A 15,901-nucleotide genomic window follows, 5' to 3' on the forward strand; every position below is an offset into this window, starting at 1 on the left:
GCAAGCATCTCAACTTCGTCGTCCTTGGGCGAAGCAGGAGCGAAGCTCCGTCGCGGAGATCCAGGGATCATGCCTTGGCCGTGGAAGCAGCGGAGCAGAACCTGCAACGCAGCGTAGTTCAGAAGTCACGGCATGGATCCTCGGGTCTGCGCCGTCGCTACGCTCCTTGCTTCGCCCGTGGATGACGACGGGATCGGCGTTTCAGCCAATCGCCAGGATATTCGATCCGTCTTGCAGATGCGTTGAACCACTAGTCCGCGCCATAGCAGCAGCCCGAAGTGCGCGGTGGTTCTCCGTCCAGAAGCGCTCGTCTACAACCCCTTGGCGATCTGACGGGCAATCGCTTCGGCCTGCAGGCCGGCGCTGTGAAAATAGCTGGTCAGGCTTGGCCGCATGCCGATGAACCACAGGCCGGGCTGGCCGCTCGGGGTGCCGCCATTGGCCTTCGGCACGCCCTTGGCGTCGAGCACGCCGAGATCGCCCAGCATGGCCTCCAGGCCGGTGCGATAGCCGGTTGCCGCGATCACCACATCCGGCTCGAGCACCGTGCCGTCGTTCAGCCGCACGCCGGCGCCTTCGAAAGCCGCCACCGGCGCCACCACCGAAATCCGTCCGGCCTTCAGCGCTGCGACGGCGCCGTCGTCGACGGCGATAGCGATCTGCTCGACGCCGAGCCGGCTGGCGCCGCCTTTCGGCGCCGGCGGCAGGCCGAAGCGGGCGAGGTCGCCGAACACCAGCCGCTGCGTCGCGGCAATCGCGGCATCGGCAATCCACGTCGGCAGCATCGCCATGAAACCGCCGAAGCGCGCCACGGCGACCTTGCCGATCCGTTTCGGCATCAGCGACGGACCCTGCCTGGCTGACAAGCAGATGGCCTTGGTGTCGGCGCGGGCGAGGTGGTTGAGCACGTCGAAGCCGGAATTTCCGGCTCCGACCACCAGCACGCTTTTGCCCACATAGTCCTGTGCTGTGCCGAAATCGGCGGCGTGGACAAGTTTGCCGGTGAAAGTCGCCTTGCCTTGCCAGTCCGGCGTCCATGGCAAGCGGTCGCGGCCGGTGGCGACGATGACATTGCGGGCGCTCAGCGTTTCCCGGCCCGTATGGACGAGCCAGCCATTGCCTCTGCGTTCGATCCGCTCGACGGCGGTGCCGAATTCGACCCTTATGCCGCGCGCGCGGGCAAAATCCTCGAGATAACCGACGATGGCATCCTTGTTCGGAAAGGCGGCGGTGCGTGGCGGATAGGCAAGGCCGGGCAGGGCCGATAGCGCGCGATGCGTGTTGAGGGTCAGCTTCTCGTGCCGCCGTCGCCACGGTTCGGCGATCCGCGGCTCCTTTTCAAGCACGACGACCCGCACGCCGCGCCGGCCAAGCGCGTCGGCGGCCGCCAGCCCCGCCGCTCCGGCGCCGATGACGATAACCGTATAGTCGGGTCCTTTCGGCCCCAGGACGATAGGCATCGTTTCGCTTGTCGTAGCCGCCATTCGGTCGAGATTTCCTTTCAGGTGCGCCATGGGGACCCGTCCTATATGGCACGTCCCATATGGCACAGGGGCGATATGATCGATAATGAGGTCGCGTCAATGCGACTGATTCGAGGCCTTGGGGGCAAGCCTCTGTTTATCATCGGCACGCGGAAGCTCGACCATGCCCTCCTTGCGCATCTTTCTCGACAGACTGCTGGAGGGCGCCGCAGCCAAGGTGCCGCGCCAGGATTTTTCGCATGTCGAGCGGCTGGCGCTTGTCCGCCAGCACGGCGACTTCTCGCTGGCCTATTCGACCGCCGTGCAGCAAAAACTGTCCTATTTCGGCGACGCCGACGGCTACATCGCCTTCGGCACCAAGATGAAGCACCATTTCGCGCTCGGTGACCCGGTGGCCCATCCGGCCGATCGGCCCGACTATATCAGGCGCTTTGTCGAAGCCGCCGACAGCCCGTGGTTCGTGCAGATCGGCGAACCGACGGCGCGCGTTCTGGCCGGGCTCGGCTACCAGGTCAACCGTCTCGGCGTCGACACGCGGCTGGAACTGCCGGCTCACGATTTTTCCGGCAAGCGCAACGAAACCGTGCGGTATTCCGAACGCTGGCTGTTGAAGAAGGGGTTTTCCTTTGGCGAAGGAGCGGTCTATCTCGACGAGGTCCAGCGCCTGTCACAGAACTGGCGGGCCGACCGCATCGTCAAGCGGTGGGAGATGGCGTTCCTCAACCGCCCCTTTGCCGATCATCTCGGCATCGATATGCGCCGTTTCGTGCTCTACAGCCCGGAAGGCGAGCTCGTCGCTCTGCTCGATTTCGATCCGATGTTCCGGGATGGCAAGGTGATCGGCTACACCACCTCGTTCAAGCGCAAGCACATCGATGCCTCGCCGCATGCCGAAATCGGGCTGACCAAATTCGCCGTCGACCGGTTTCGCAATGAGGGCATTTCGGTCGTCACGCTCGGCCTGTCGCCGATGCTCGAGGTCGGAGCCAACGGCTTTGCCGAATCGAGCTTCTGGCGCAACGCCTTCGCGCGGGCCTATGAGTCGCCCTGGGTCAACCGCAGCAAGTTCAACCTCAAGGGCCAGGCGGCGTTCAAGCGCCGCTTCCACGGCATCGAGGAACCGACCTACATCGCCTTCCGCCAAGGCAGGCTGATCGAGATGCTGGGGTTGCTGCGCCTCATCAAGGCGATCTAGCAAGAACCGTGGCGGCCAACGTGGCCAATTTGCCCTCAGCAAAACTGTTGATTTGACCGGCGCACGGGCGATCGCCTATTTGCATGTCGCTCAAAAGTGGTCCCGATTTGAGCAAACGACATGCATAAAAACAAAGACCTAATGCGCGTCGCCTGAGTCCGTTCAAACGCGACGCGCTTTAGAGCGGCAGGGTCAGTTGCGCAGCCGGTAGCCGGTGCGGAAGATCCAGGCGACGATGGCGATGCAGATGGCGAGGAACACCGTCGTCATGCCCAGGCTGACGGCGACCGAGACATCGGACTTGCCGTAAAAGCTCCAGCGGAAACCGCTGATCAGGTAGACGACCGGGTTGAACAGCGTCACCGTGCGCCAGGTCTCGGGCAGCATGTTGATCGAATAGAAGCTGCCGCCGAGGAAGGTCAGCGGCGTGATGATCAACAGCGGCACCAGCTGCAATTGCTCGAAGCTTTTCGCCCAGATGCCGATGATGAAGCCGAACAGGCTGAAGGTCACCGCCGTCAAGACAAGGAAGGCCAGCATCCAGAACGGATGCTGGATGGTGAGCGGCACGAACAGCGAGGCCGTCGCCAGGATGATCAAGCCGAGGATGATCGACTTGGTCGCGGCGCCGCCGACATAGGCGATGACGATCTCCAGATACGACACCGGCGCCGACAAGAGCTCGTAGATGGAGCCGACGAATTTCGGGAAATAGATGGCAAAGGAGGCGTTGGAGATCGACTGCGTCAACAGCGACAGCATGATCAGGCCGGGCACGATGAAGGCGCCGTAGCTGATGCCGTCAATCTCGGTGATGCGCGAGCCGATGGCCGAGCCGAAGACGACGAAATAAAGCGATGTCGAGATCACCGGCGAGACGATGCTCTGCAGCACGGTGCGGAACGCACGCGCCATCTCGACCCGGTAGATCGCCCATACTGCTCGCCAATTCATGGCTCTTGCCTCAACAGATTGACGAAGATCTCCTCGAGCGAGCTGTTTTGCGTGTCCATGTCGCGAAACTGGATGCCGGCCGTCTCGAGTTCGCGCAGCAGCGATGCGACGCCGGGGCGTTCGCTCTGGTTGTCATAGGTGTAGGTCAGCTGTGTGCCATCGCCCGACAGCTCCAAGGCGTAGTGCGAGAATGCATCGGGAATGGCGGCGAGCGGGTTGCGCAATTCGACGATCAGGCGCTTGCGGCCGAGCTTGCGCATCAGTTCGGCCTTGCCCTCGACCAGGATGATCTCGCCGCGGTTGATGACACCGACACGGTCGGCCATCGCCTCGGCCTCTTCGATATAGTGCGTGGTGAGGATGATGGTGACGCCATCGTCGCGCAGCCGCCGCACCATCGCCCACATGTCCTGGCGCAGTTCGACGTCGACGCCGGCCGTGGGTTCGTCGAGGAACAGGATGCGCGGCTCATGCGACAGCGCCTTTGCAATCATCAGCCGCCGCTTCATGCCGCCCGACAGCGTGATCGCCTTGGCGTCCTTCTTGTCCCACAACGACAGGTCGCGCAGCACCTTTTCGACGAAGCCCGGATTGGGCGGCTTGCCAAACAGGCCGCGACTGTAGGTGACGGTTGCCCAGACGCTCTCGAACGCGTCGATGGTCAGCTCCTGCGGCACCAGCCCGATCAGGCTGCGCGCGGCGCGGTAGTCTCGGTTGATGTCGTGGCCGTCGACGGTCACCGTTCCCGACGAACGGTTGACGATGCCGCAGACGATCGAGATGAGCGTCGTCTTGCCGGCGCCGTTCGGCCCCAGCAGCGCGAAAATCTCGCCGCGTTCGATGTCGAGGTTGATTTCCTTCAGCGCCTTGAAGCCGGTGGCGTAGGTCTTGGTGACCCCGGAAATCGAAATGATGGAAGGCAAATTAGTGGAAGGCATGAGGCCGGAAACGACTGTTTGCAAGAGGCGAGGATTATTATTGCGCTGAATGTCGGTGCGCAGGCTCGGAAGTCAATGCCGCTGCTGACAATTGTGGACAAACGTACCCTTTGCCGTTTCGTTTCAAGAGTGCTGCGGGGCACTGACGGATTGGTCCCGTCTGCTGCGACAACGCGCCCCGCGTGACGCCAAGCCGCTTTGACCGGACCGCATCCGCCGCCTATTCTGCGCCAACAACAGCAGCCGGAGCCCGCATGGACCCGCTCATCCTGTCGCGAATGCAGTTCGGGGCGAATATCTCGTTCCACATCCTGTTTCCGACCATCACGATTGCGCTTGGCTGGGTGCTGCTGTTCTTCAAGCTCCGCTACAACGCCACCAATGATTCCGCCTGGATGCGCGCCTATTTCACCTGGGTGAAGGTGTTCGCGCTGTCCTTCGCCATGGGCGTGGTCTCGGGCGTCACCATGAGCTTCCAGTTCGGCACCAACTGGCCGGGCTATATGGAAAGGGTCGGCAACATCGCCGGGCCGCTGCTTGCCTACGAGATCCTCACCGCCTTCTTCCTCGAAGCGGCCTTCCTCGGCATCATGCTGTTCGGCTTCCGCCGCGTCTCCAACCGCGTCCACACGCTGGCGACGGTGTTGGTCGCCGGCGGCACCACGCTGTCGGCCTTCTGGATCATTGCGCTGAACTCCTGGATGCAGACGCCGGCCGGCTTCGAGATGATCGACGGCAAGGCGCATCCCGTCGACTGGTGGGCGATCGTCTTCAACCCGTCCATGCCCTACCGTCTGACGCATATGCTGCTTGCCTCCGGCCTGACGGTGTCGTTCCTGATCGCCGGCCTCTCGGCGCTGCGCTATCTCACCGGCGACCGGTCGGAATCGATGTGGAAGGCGCTGCGCACCGGCGTCTTCACCGCCGCCATCCTGATCCCGATCCAGATCTTCGCCGGCGACCAGCACGGGCTGAATACGCTGGAGCACCAGCCGCAGAAGATCGCGGCCATGGAGGCCAACTGGAACACCGGCCCCAACGTGCCGCTGGTGCTGTTTGCGCTGCCCGACGAGGCCGCCAAGGAAAACAAATTCGAGATCGCCATTCCCGACGGCGCCAGCATGGTGCTGCGCCATTCCACCAGCGGCATCGTGCCGGGGCTGAACGACTATCCCGGCCTGCATCCGCCGGTTTTCCCGGTGTTCTGGGGCTTCCGCATCATGGTCGGCACCGGCATTTTAATGCTCATCGTCTCGTGGTCGGCGACCTTCTTCCTCAAACGCCGCCACAGCCTGCCGAGGCCGCTCGCCATTCTGATGGTGCCGATGGCGCTGTCGGGCTGGCTGGCGACGCTCGCCGGCTGGTACACCACCGAAATCGGCCGCCAGCCCTGGCTGGTCACCGGCGTGCTGAAAACCGCCGACGCTATCGGCCCGGTCGCCGGCAGCCATGTCGCGCTGACGCTCTCCATCTATCTCATCCTCTATGTGCTTTTGCTGATCGCCTATCTCGGCGTGCTGGTGCACCTGGCGCTGAAGGCCGCCAAGGACGGCGATACCTCTCCGCTGCCGGGGGTGATGAAGACGGCGATGTCGCAACCGGTCGCGGGAGAGTGAAAAAATGACCTTCGACTGGCCAACCGCGCTCCCCCTCATCTTCGCCGGCCTGATGGGCCTCGCCATCCTGATCTACGTCATTCTCGACGGTTTCGACCTCGGCATCGGCATCCTGTTCTCGGTCGCCGAAGATGCCGAGCAGGACACGATGATCGCGGCAATAGGCCCTTTCTGGGACGCCAACGAGACCTGGCTGGTGCTGGCCGTCGGCCTGCTCCTGGTCGCCTTTCCGCTGGCGCATGGCGTCATCCTCACCGCGCTCTACATTCCGGTCTTCGTGCTTTTGGTCGGCCTCATCCTGCGCGGCGTCGCCTTCGATTTCCGCGCCAAAGTGCCTGCCGGCAAGAAGCATCGCTGGAACCGCATTTTCTTCCTCGGTTCCGTCATCGCCTCGCTGGCGCAAGGCTATATGCTCGGCGTCTATGTGCTTGGCCTCGATGTCGGCTTTGGCGGTATCGCTTTCGGGGCGCTGGTGGCGCTCTGCCTGTCGGCGGCCTATGCAGCGATGGGCGCTGCCTGGGTCATCTACAAGACCGAGGGCGAATTGCAGAGGAAGGCGGTGGCCTGGCTGAGCACGGCCCTTGTGCTGACCGCGCTCGGCATGGCGGCGGTGTCGCTGGCGACCCCATTCGCCAGCCCGCGCATCTTCGCCAAATGGTTCGTCTGGCCCGAAATGCTCTATCTGTCGCCGCTGCCGATCCTGTCGGCGCTGCTGTTCATGTGGCTGTGGCGGCAGACCTTCCACCTGCCCAAGCCCGACGACCGCCATGCGCTGCGGCCGTTCCTGACGCTCGCCACCATCTTCGCGCTCGGCTTTGCCGGGCTTGCCTGGTCGTTCTACCCCTTCGTGGTGCCCGACAGGCTGACCATCTGGCAGGCGGCGTCGGCGACGGAAAGCCTCGCCATCATCCTCGCCGGCACGGTGGTCGTGCTGCCGGTGATCATCTTCTATTCGTTCTATGCGTATCGGGTGTTCGGCGGGAAGGCGACGGATCTGACGTATGATTGAGGGGAGCTGATCTCCCCCCTTGAGGGGGAGATGGCCGGCAGGCCAGAGGGGGTCGCCGCGCGTGGAGCGCTAACCTTCTTCTGCCGCAGGAGGTCGCGTCCGGTCGGACCGACCCCCTCTGTCGCCTCCGGCGACATCTCCCCCTCGAGGGGGGAGATTAGGTGCTCAGCTCTTCCCCGCCAGCACGAGCACCGGCTTCTCGCTATACAACCCCGGGAACAGCGCCTTCAAATTCGCCACCTTGGGCAGATCGTTGTAGACGATGTAGGGGTAGGTCGGGTTCAGCGTCAGAAAGTCCTGGTGATATTCCTCGGCCGGATAGAAGGTTTTGCCCGTCTCCAGCGTGGTGACGATGGGTTTTGAAAACACCTTGGCCTGGTCGAGCTGGGCGATGTAGCTCTGGGCGATCTTCTGCTGCTCGCCATTCTCGGCAAAGATGGTCGAGCGGTACTGGGTGCCCGAGTCCGGCCCTTGATAGTTCAGCTGCGTCGGGTTGTGGGCGACCGAGAAATAGACCTGCAGCAGCTGGCCGTAGGTCACCTTGGACGGATCGTAGGTGATCTCGACCGATTCGGCGTGGCCGGTGCGGCCGCTGCCGACCGTTTCGTAGACGGCGTCATCCTTGGCGCCGCCGGTGTAGCCGGAGACGGCCTTGGTCACGCCCTTGACGTGCTGGAACACGCCCTGCACGCCCCAGAAGCAGCCGCCGGCGAAGATAGCCTTCTCGCTGCCGCTGGCGGCCTTCTCGTCCACTGCCGGCGGCGGGATCACCACCGCGTCCTCGGCCGAACGCGCCGGGCTCTGCCAGAAGGCAGCCGCCGCGGCGGCGACGATGAGCGCGGCAAGCGCGCTCTTGAAGATCGGCGTTCTCGTCCTTGCAATCCCGGTCATGTCTGATCTCCTTGATGGTGGCGAAGACTATACGACAGAACGTCCCGCCTGGTTTCTCAAATTGCCGTGCGCCGGCCCGGCCATTGTGCGGCCGGGCCATGGGACCAAGCCTTATTGCGCGGGCGCCATGGCGTCCGCCGGCTTCATCGCATCCGTTGCGGGTTTCATGGCATCGGCCGGCTTCATGGCGTCGGTGGCGGGTTTCATCGCATTCGTCGCCATTGGGTCGGCGGGCTTCATGGCACCGGTCGCCGGCGCCATGGCATCGGTCGCGGGCTTCATCGCCTCGGTGGCCATCGCCGGCTTCATGGCGTTGGCCGCTTCGTCGGCACGGGCGCCGGCGGCGAAGGTGGTCATCGAAAGCGCAAAGGCGAGCGCGGTCAGGGTCTTGTTCATGATGGTATTTCCTCCTTGAAGAGGGCGCGCGGATGCGAGCCCGGTTATGCCGCGCTAGCGGCGTTGGGTAGAAAAAGAATCAGTCGGCTGCTGCAGCCAGGATCGGCCCACCGCCCTGCGCCTGCACCAACACCGCGGTGCTCAGCCCGCCGTTCGCCGCTGGCAGCGGCAGCGTGGTGGCGTCGCCGCTCCAGCTGCCGAGTTTCTCCAGCGAGTGCATGACATTGGCATGCGGCAGCGTGCGGCCGGTGTTCTCGCCGCGCGCCACCGGCACTTCGATGACGCCCTTGTTGTAGCGGACCAGCCAGACATCGGCGCTGCCGGCCGGCGCGGAACCGGCGCCGATGCTGATCTTGCCGCCGTCGAGCGACAGCGTCGGCCCGTTCGTGCGGCCACTTGCGGAAATCAGCTGCTCGATCTCGCCTGATGCCGCGCCCACCGCATCGGCACCGCCATTGACCACGACCTGCGGCGTGAACGGGCCGGAGCGGCCGAGCGACGGCTCATAGCGCACCTGGCGCTGGGTGAATTCCTCGCGGCCGAAAATGTCCTTCCAGCCGAGATAGTCCCAGTAGGTGACGTTGAACGACAGCGCCAGAACGCCCGGCTGGTCCTTGACCTTGATCAGATTGGCATTGGCCGGCGGGCAAGACGAACAGCCCTGGCTGGTGAACAATTCGACCACGGTGAGCGGCTGGGCAAAGGCGGTGCCGCCAAGCATCATCAGCGCCGCGCCTGCGGCAGCCAGCATCGCGCTGCGTTTTGGGTTAAGTCCAGTCATCGGGGGTCTCCGTTGCGGCGGGTTCTTCCCACACTTCGCCGCTGCCAGAGGCTTCGTTACATGGTTCACCGCTTCGTGATTGGGGGCGGACGCGTCGTTGCCTTCTCCCCTTGTGGGAGAAGGTGGATCGGCGCGAAGCGCCGAGACGGATGAGGGGTGTTCCAGCGGAGTGAGACGTTGGTTAATCTAACGTCATGCCACATCAGCCCGTCGCTCCTGCCAAACGAAACTTTGCCCGTTCGCTCCGACGTGAAATGACGGAGGCGGAAGACAAACTGTGGCACGAACTACGTGACCGCAGGCTCGATCGGATCAAATTTCGGCGCCAAGTTCCTGTTGGAAAATACGTCGCCGATTTCGCTTGTCTTGAATCACTCCTCATCATCGAGATCGATGGGAGTCAGCATGCGGACTCAGAGTCAGACCACGCCCGTAGAACGGAACTGGAGGCGAGAGGCTTTCGTGTGTTGCGCTTTTGGAACGACGATGTCCTGAAAGACATGGACAGCGTCTGCACCACGATAATCGCTTATGTAAGGGATGTCAGTTTGCAGCCATGGCGGTGAAAGAACGCCGGCGTCAAGCTGGAACACCCCTCATCCGTCTCGGCGCTGCGCGCCGATCCACCTTCTCCCACAAGGGGAGAAGGCAAGGGCACCGCCACCCCGCTTGCCCCTGCAACCCGCCCCTGCTAAAGCGCGCGCCATGAGCACGCCTCTCGACCACATCCGCAATTTCTCCATCGTCGCCCATATCGACCATGGCAAATCCACGCTTGCCGACCGGCTGATCCAGTCCACCGGCGGGCTGGAGCTGCGCGACATGAAGGAGCAGGTGCTGGACTCGATGGACATCGAGCGCGAGCGCGGCATCACCATCAAGGCGCAGACGGTGCGGCTGAAATACCGCGCCAACAATGGCGAGGACTATATCCTCAACCTGATCGACACGCCCGGCCATGTCGACTTCGCCTATGAAGTGTCGCGCTCGCTCGCCGCCTGCGAGGGTTCGCTGCTGGTCGTCGACGCCTCACAGGGCGTCGAGGCGCAGACGCTGGCCAATGTCTACCAGGCCATCGACAACAACCACGAGATCGTCGTGGTGCTGAACAAGGTCGACCTGCCGGCCGCCGAGCCCGAGCGCATCCGCGAGCAGGTCGAAGAGGTCATCGGCATCGACGCCTCCAACGCCGTGCTGATCTCGGCCAAGACCGGCCTCGGCATTCCCGATGTGCTGGAGGCCATCGTCCACCAATTGCCGCCGCCGCGCGAAGGCGATGCGTCAGCACCCTTGAAAGCCATGCTGGTCGACAGCTGGTACGACGCCTATCTCGGCGTCATCGTTCTGGTGCGCATCATCGACGGCGTTTTGAAAAAGGGCGCGACCATCCGCATGATGGGCACCGGCGCAAAACATCTGGTCGAGCGCACCGGCGTGTTCACGCCCGCCCGTATCAATGTCGACGAGCTCGGCCCCGGCGAGTTCGGTTTCTTCACCGGCTCGATCAAGGAAGTGGCCGACACCCGCGTCGGCGACACCATCACCGAGGACAAGCGCCAGACCGCGCACGCTTTGCCCGGCTTCAAGCCGGCGCAGCCGGTGGTGTTCTGCGGCCTGTTCCCGGTCGACGCCGCCGATTTCGAGGATCTGCGCGCCGCCGTCGGCAAATTGCGCCTCAACGACGCCAGCTTCTCCTATGAAATGGAAACCAGTGCTGCGCTCGGCTTCGGCTATCGCTGCGGCTTCCTCGGCCTTTTGCATCTCGAAATCATCCAGGAGCGGTTGGAGCGCGAGTTCAACCTCGACCTGATCGCCACGGCGCCGAGCGTCGTCTACCGGCTGCTGCTTACCGACGGCTCGACGAAGGAGCTGCACAACCCGGCCGACATGCCCGACGTGGTGAAAATCTCAGCGATCGAGGAGCCGTGGATTCGCGCCACGATCCTGACGCCGGACGACTATCTCGGCGGCATATTGAAGCTCTGCCAGGACCGGCGCGGCATCCAGGCCGACCTGTCCTATGTCGGCAAGCGCGCCATGCTGATCTACGATCTACCGCTCAACGAAGTCGTCTTCGACTTCTACGACCGGCTGAAGTCGATCTCCAAGGGCTACGCCTCTTTCGACTATCATCTGACCGACTATAGGGAAGGCGACCTGGTGAAGATGTCGATCCTGGTCAATGAGGAGCCGGTCGACGCGCTGTCCATGCTGGTCCACCGCACGGCGGCGGAAAAGCGCGGCCGCCAGATGTGCGAGAAGCTGAAGGAGCTGATCCCGAACCACCTGTTCAAGATCCCGATCCAGGCCGCGATCGGCGGCAAGGTCATCGCCCGCGAAACCATCTCGGCCCTGCGCAAGGACGTGACCGCGAAGTGCTACGGCGGCGACGTAAGCCGCAAGCGCAAGCTGCTCGACAAGCAGAAAGAGGGCAAGAAGCGGATGCGGCAATTCGGCAAGGTGGATATCCCGCAGGAGGCGTTTATTCAGGCGCTGAAGATGGGGGATTGAGAAGTCGGCCGGCAGCCCTGACGGCTCAGCTACCCGATCGTTGCAATTTAATCGTCTCTTTACCATATGTTAGGGGGAGGGACTTTCAATGGCTACATCGCAACAAACAAAGTTAGAGTTTGATCCAGCGCCGGCCTTGGACGTTGGGGGTACCATCATGCCAAATGGCTCTCTTAAGTTCGTCAAGACCATTCGAATTGCGGTAAGTGGAGACGTCCGGTTAACTTATGGCGAATGGAGGGTCGTCGACAGCATTGCTTTCCAGAGGCTAAGACGTGTCAAGCAATTGGGAGCCTCATGCTATGTTTATCCGACCGCCCTCCATACGCGATTTGACCATTCCCTTGGTGTGCTCCACGAAGTTGATCAGTTGATTCTTAAAATTAACGACAATATATCCCAGGGATACAGTATCTCTCAACCCATCGAAATCACGCCACGCCAGAGGATCATAGCCCGCCTCTACGCTCTCCTTCACGACATAACGCATGTTCCATTCGGACATACTCTAGAAGATGAGCTGAAGATTTTTCCGTCGCATGATGAATTTCAAAAGAGTGATGATAGCGATCTGTCCAGATTTGAAGAGACATTGGGGCCCAACACTGAGATTGGACGGATCATAGTCGAGGTCTATGGCGCGGAGATTTATGACCGCTTCAGAAATGTCTTCCTAATCGGCGGGAGAAAGCGGATACCTGTAGAGGAAAGTACCGGGAATGCTGTAAACGACGAAGTCACCTTCTTTCTCGTGAGCAATACCGTATGCGCCGATCTATTTGATTATATTAAACGAGATAGTTACTTTACAAATTTGAATATAAACGTATCCGAAAGAATACAAAACTACATGTATGTTTCGGTAATATCAGAGGACGGAATCGAAAAAACGCTCCCTGTAATAAGGCTATGGAAAAAGAATGAAGGCCGAGCTCGCGCCGATCTTCTGACGGATCTCACGAGTTTGCTCGAAGCTCGGTATATGATTGGCGAACGAGTTTACTTCCATCATGCAAAAATCATTGTCGACGCGATGATTGGAAGAGCTGTTTATGAAGCCGTTCGCAATGGGAAGTTAAATTCGCTTGCAATGCTAAAATATTCTGATGATAGCCTTTTGGATTACCTTTCTGGATTGAAGGCTCCCAAGCTCGAAGTAGCTCAACGACTTGCATCTGACATCATGTCGCGCCGTCTGTACAAAAGGATCGAAAAGTACGGCATAGATAAGTTTGGAGACGGCGGCGATAGGTCCGATCTAGCTGAAGAGGCGCTAAGCGTCCTTAAGAAGCCCGAACTGCGGACCAAGATTGAGGACGACATCAGTTTTTGGGCTGGGGGCGCTCCGGGGGACGTGCTGATTTTCCCGCCATCTCGTAAAATGAATTCCAAAGTCGCTCGAGCGATCGTTGATTGGCGCGGTCGTCAAATTCCATTGAGCGAAATCGACGATGCAATAGTTAAGCCGAGGCTCGATTTGCTTAAAGAGTCACATAAAAGGCTCTGGGGCATTCACCTCCTTGCATCCCCGAATTTCAGCGAAGATCAGAGAGACGCGGCGCGGCGCGCTTTTGACGGGTACTTTTTGGGTAAAGTGCGGGCGATTGATTCCTTCGAGGTGCTCTTCAGGGAAAAGGTCGACGATCTGGAGAAGATGTCAAACCGGTCAACCAAGGACAGGAAAGCCGTCAGCAAGCACGCGGCGAAGGCGTTTGTCGGGAACAACCTGAGCTTCCATGGAGCTGCTGGTGAGAAGATTGGGATCGTTATACAGAATTACATAGATCAGGCGATTGATGCTGTGCTGTAGATAGATGGAAGCTGGTCACCACCCAATATTATCAGCGGAGTTCTCGGAGCGAGTTGAAGAATTAATCAAGAGGACCTTTTATAAGTATACATATGGATACTACACCGACGTCTTCAGATTTATTGAAGAGTCGCCTGAATTGACGTTTCACTTCGCGAGCAGCTTGGCCGGAGTTACTGCAAGGATTGCGCGTGAGGGGAAGTTAAACAATATTACGCTTGCCCCTATGTCTAGTCGCGACGCGAGGTATATACTATGCCATGAATACGCTCATCTGGTATACGACAAAATCGCAGGGAGGCTTGACCGAGTGCCACGCACCTCGAGAGAGGTAGAGGAGGCGGTTGTTCGGAGCATAGCCGATAGAATATTTGTGCGGCGCAGTTGGGTCGATAAGTTAGAACGAAGTTACTTAGAATCACCAAAGGAGTTTTCGGCAGTAGGCGCTGAAGTAATACGACAGGGGAACATCCCGCATAGAGTCTTTTGCAGGGCAAGCCTTCTTCTTGGGACCGGTGCTTTCGGCGGATTCGTCAAGATGTCATCGGACAACCAACTGTCGCTCTTTGATGGCCCAACGAAGCCAATGTTTCATTGGTTTATGCGCTTCGCAGGAAAGAGGGCGGAGGACGGCTCAATTGAATGCAGATATCACGAGACGAGATCTGAGAATAAGGCGTTTCAGATTGTAAGCACGTCCTTGGCGCGAGCAGGACGCGCGATGCCCGGCAACAATGCAGTGAGGCTGCTTTCGGAGGTCCGAGTAATGGCTGGCGTTATACATCTAGAGGAGGAAGGCAGGGAGGTGCATCTGGTGCCTGTTTTCGATTAAGGCAGGTCCACCGATCTTCAGGGAATTGACGCCGTCCTTCAACGAAGCCGCATTTGGGGGTACTCTTCCGCTGATAGGGAGCACCAAATGCGCACATCCGACACCGTCGCCGCGACCGGCCTCGCCATAGGCGGCGCCTTCGGCCTGGCCGGCACCTTCGTCGCCAGCGTGCCGTTGCGCGAAACGCTGTGGGCGATCGATGGCGCAGCGCTCGTGGTGGCCACCGCGCTGCTGACCATGAAATACCAGCGGCTGGGCAATGACTGTGTCGCGGCCGGGTTCCTCACCTTCCTCGCCGGCGAGAGCTTGATCATTTCAAGCAATGCGGCGGGGCTGGAGGCCAGCGTGCCATCCTATGTCGGCGGCATCTCGCTGTGGGCGGCAGCGCTCGTCCTGATCAGCGCGGCGAACACCTTTGCACTCTGGATGCGGCTCACCGGCCTCATCGCCGCCGTGCTGTTTGTGGTGACGGTGGCCATGGTGCTGTGGGGCTCTCCCTTGCTGCCAACCTCGGCGCCGCTGCCCGCCGCCGGCTATCGTTCCTGGTGCTGACTTTTGCCGGCTGGATATGGACGTTGCTGAAGTCGCCGAGGTGATTGACGCGATCCGACGGCTGGCGCCGCATGTGAAGTGGGGCAGTAGGGGGCGTAGGGTATCACGAGGCCGCCCCCTCATCCGGCCGCTTCGCGGCCACCTTCTCCCCGCTGGGGAGAAGAGGCGAGCACCAGCGCCGAGCGAGCTCCTCTCCCCTCGGGGAGAGGTCGGATTGCCCCGAATTGCCTTTCGCAATTCGGCTGGCAGTCCGGGTGAGGGGGACTTGCCTAGCCGTGGCTCTAGGCCCGGCCCTCGCGGCGTGCGACCCTCGCATCTCCGATTCGGGACCGCCCATCATGCTCCGCCTCACCCTTGCCGCCCTCCTCATCGCCACGCCGGCGCATGCCGCCGATATGGCGTTCTTCGTCAAGAATTTGCGCAGCCAAGCGGTGGCGGTGGAGTTGTTCAGCCGGGATCGCAAAATGTCGTGGCCGGGCGGCGACCAGGTGTTCCTGATCGAGCCGAGCTCGCAGAAATCGGTGCCGATCTCGTGCAATTCGGGAGAAAACATCTGCTACGGCGCCTGGGTGAACGGCAATGATGCGGTCTCGGCCGGGGTCGGGCCGGATAATGACCAGCCGTGCGATACGTGCTGTTTCATCTGCGTGGAGAAGACGACCGAGACGATCGATCTGGTGGAGTGAGGGGCGGGGCGCCGAAGCTGCTGATCTCCCCCCTCGTGGGGGAGATGTCCGGCAGGACAGAGGGGGGCGCGAAGGATCGCCAGCGTATGGATCAGCAAGCCTAAAATTGAAATGACGCGGCTGCAGGAATGAGAGGTCGGCGGGACAGCGCCCCCCTCTGCCTTGCCAGGCATCTCCCCCACGAGGGGGGAGATCAGCAGTTCCGCCCTGGTAGTGTGCTGAGAGTTCTGCAAATTCGCTGAGAGA

15 protein-coding genes are annotated in these 15,901 nt (G+C 61.2%); 9 read left to right on the forward strand and 6 right to left on the reverse strand.

The annotated features are described in order from the left end of the window. Window positions 1-311: 311 nt before the first annotated feature. Window positions 312-1,514, reverse strand: a complete 1,203-nt coding sequence (locus tag NLY33_RS05220) for a flavin-containing monooxygenase (RefSeq protein ID WP_023750799.1) — start codon at window positions 1,512-1,514, stop codon at window positions 312-314. A 133-nt stretch (window positions 1,515-1,647) separates the two neighbouring features. Between NLY33_RS05220 and NLY33_RS05225 the strand changes: the two genes are divergently transcribed. Beyond that, window positions 1,648-2,679, forward strand: a complete 1,032-nt coding sequence (locus NLY33_RS05225; RefSeq protein WP_023703862.1) for a phosphatidylglycerol lysyltransferase domain-containing protein — start codon at window positions 1,648-1,650, stop codon at window positions 2,677-2,679. Window positions 2,680-2,871: 192 nt separating this feature from the next. Here NLY33_RS05225 and NLY33_RS05230 read toward each other — a convergent pair whose 3' ends face one another. Together NLY33_RS05230 and NLY33_RS05235 are read right to left on the reverse strand one after the other, a co-directional pair. Next, window positions 2,872-3,633 (reverse strand): ABC transporter permease, encoded by a 762-nt coding sequence (locus NLY33_RS05230; RefSeq protein WP_023703863.1) that lies wholly within the window; start codon window positions 3,631-3,633, stop codon window positions 2,872-2,874. Next, the gene (locus NLY33_RS05235) at window positions 3,630-4,556 is read right to left on the reverse strand and encodes an ABC transporter ATP-binding protein (RefSeq protein ID WP_023703864.1); all 927 of its coding nucleotides are present in this window, start codon (window positions 4,554-4,556) and stop codon (window positions 3,630-3,632) included. Before NLY33_RS05235 ends, NLY33_RS05230 begins: the two co-directional genes overlap by 4 nt. Window positions 4,557-4,825: 269 nt before the next feature. On the opposite strand from NLY33_RS05235, the gene NLY33_RS05240 reads away from it, so the two are divergent. Together NLY33_RS05240 and NLY33_RS05245 are read left to right on the forward strand one after the other, a co-directional pair. Next, a complete protein-coding gene (locus NLY33_RS05240; RefSeq protein ID WP_023703865.1) occupies window positions 4,826-6,187 on the forward strand; it encodes a cytochrome ubiquinol oxidase subunit I in 1,362 nt (453 codons plus the stop codon). 4 nt (window positions 6,188-6,191) lie between these two features. Further along, window positions 6,192-7,196 carry a cytochrome d ubiquinol oxidase subunit II gene (locus tag NLY33_RS05245; protein ID WP_023703866.1) on the forward strand — a complete coding sequence of 335 codons (1,005 nt, stop codon included), beginning with the start codon at window positions 6,192-6,194 and terminating at the stop codon, window positions 7,194-7,196. Window positions 7,197-7,361: 165 nt separating this feature from the next. Here the strand turns inward: NLY33_RS05245 and msrA are convergent, their stop codons facing one another. The 3 genes from msrA to NLY33_RS05260 all read right to left on the reverse strand — a co-directional run bounded on the left by msrA (window position 7,362) and on the right by NLY33_RS05260 (window position 9,264). Continuing rightward, entirely contained in the window at window positions 7,362-8,087 is a 726-nt protein-coding gene (gene msrA / locus NLY33_RS05250; RefSeq protein ID WP_023703867.1) for a peptide-methionine (S)-S-oxide reductase MsrA, read from the reverse strand. A gap of 111 nt (window positions 8,088-8,198) precedes the next feature. Further along, window positions 8,199-8,483 (reverse strand): hypothetical protein, encoded by a 285-nt coding sequence (locus NLY33_RS05255; protein ID WP_023703868.1) that lies wholly within the window; start codon window positions 8,481-8,483, stop codon window positions 8,199-8,201. Window positions 8,484-8,562: 79 nt separating this feature from the next. Next, on the reverse strand, window positions 8,563-9,264 hold the full coding sequence (locus NLY33_RS05260; protein ID WP_023707742.1) for a DUF1223 domain-containing protein: 702 nt from the start codon (window positions 9,262-9,264) through the stop codon (window positions 8,563-8,565). A 194-nt stretch (window positions 9,265-9,458) separates the two neighbouring features. Here NLY33_RS05260 and NLY33_RS05265 point away from each other — a divergent pair, with 194 nt between their 5' ends. The 6 genes from NLY33_RS05265 to NLY33_RS05290 all read left to right on the forward strand — a co-directional run bounded on the left by NLY33_RS05265 (window position 9,459) and on the right by NLY33_RS05290 (window position 15,655). Next, window positions 9,459-9,830 carry an endonuclease domain-containing protein gene (locus NLY33_RS05265; protein ID WP_023703870.1) on the forward strand — a complete coding sequence of 124 codons (372 nt, stop codon included), beginning with the start codon at window positions 9,459-9,461 and terminating at the stop codon, window positions 9,828-9,830. 139 nt (window positions 9,831-9,969) lie between these two features. Further along, window positions 9,970-11,775 carry a translation elongation factor 4 gene (gene lepA / locus NLY33_RS05270; protein WP_023707741.1) on the forward strand — a complete coding sequence of 602 codons (1,806 nt, stop codon included), beginning with the start codon at window positions 9,970-9,972 and terminating at the stop codon, window positions 11,773-11,775. 88 nt (window positions 11,776-11,863) lie between these two features. Then, window positions 11,864-13,585 (forward strand): HD domain-containing protein, encoded by a 1,722-nt coding sequence (locus NLY33_RS05275; RefSeq protein WP_023703871.1) that lies wholly within the window; start codon window positions 11,864-11,866, stop codon window positions 13,583-13,585. Between the two features lie 4 nt (window positions 13,586-13,589). Further along, complete coding sequence (locus NLY33_RS05280; RefSeq protein ID WP_023673257.1) at window positions 13,590-14,417, forward strand: hypothetical protein; 828 nt, start codon at window positions 13,590-13,592, stop codon at window positions 14,415-14,417. A gap of 87 nt (window positions 14,418-14,504) precedes the next feature. After that, on the forward strand, window positions 14,505-14,969 hold the full coding sequence (locus NLY33_RS05285) for a hypothetical protein (RefSeq protein ID WP_245261008.1): 465 nt from the start codon (window positions 14,505-14,507) through the stop codon (window positions 14,967-14,969). Window positions 14,970-15,307: 338 nt separating this feature from the next. Then, a complete protein-coding gene (locus tag NLY33_RS05290; protein ID WP_023703873.1) occupies window positions 15,308-15,655 on the forward strand; it encodes a hypothetical protein in 348 nt (115 codons plus the stop codon). Window positions 15,656-15,901 lie beyond the last annotated feature (246 nt).

The sequence above is a fragment of the Mesorhizobium sp. C432A genome, from assembly GCF_030323145.1.
Classification (GTDB): Bacteria; Pseudomonadota; Alphaproteobacteria; order Rhizobiales; family Rhizobiaceae; genus Mesorhizobium.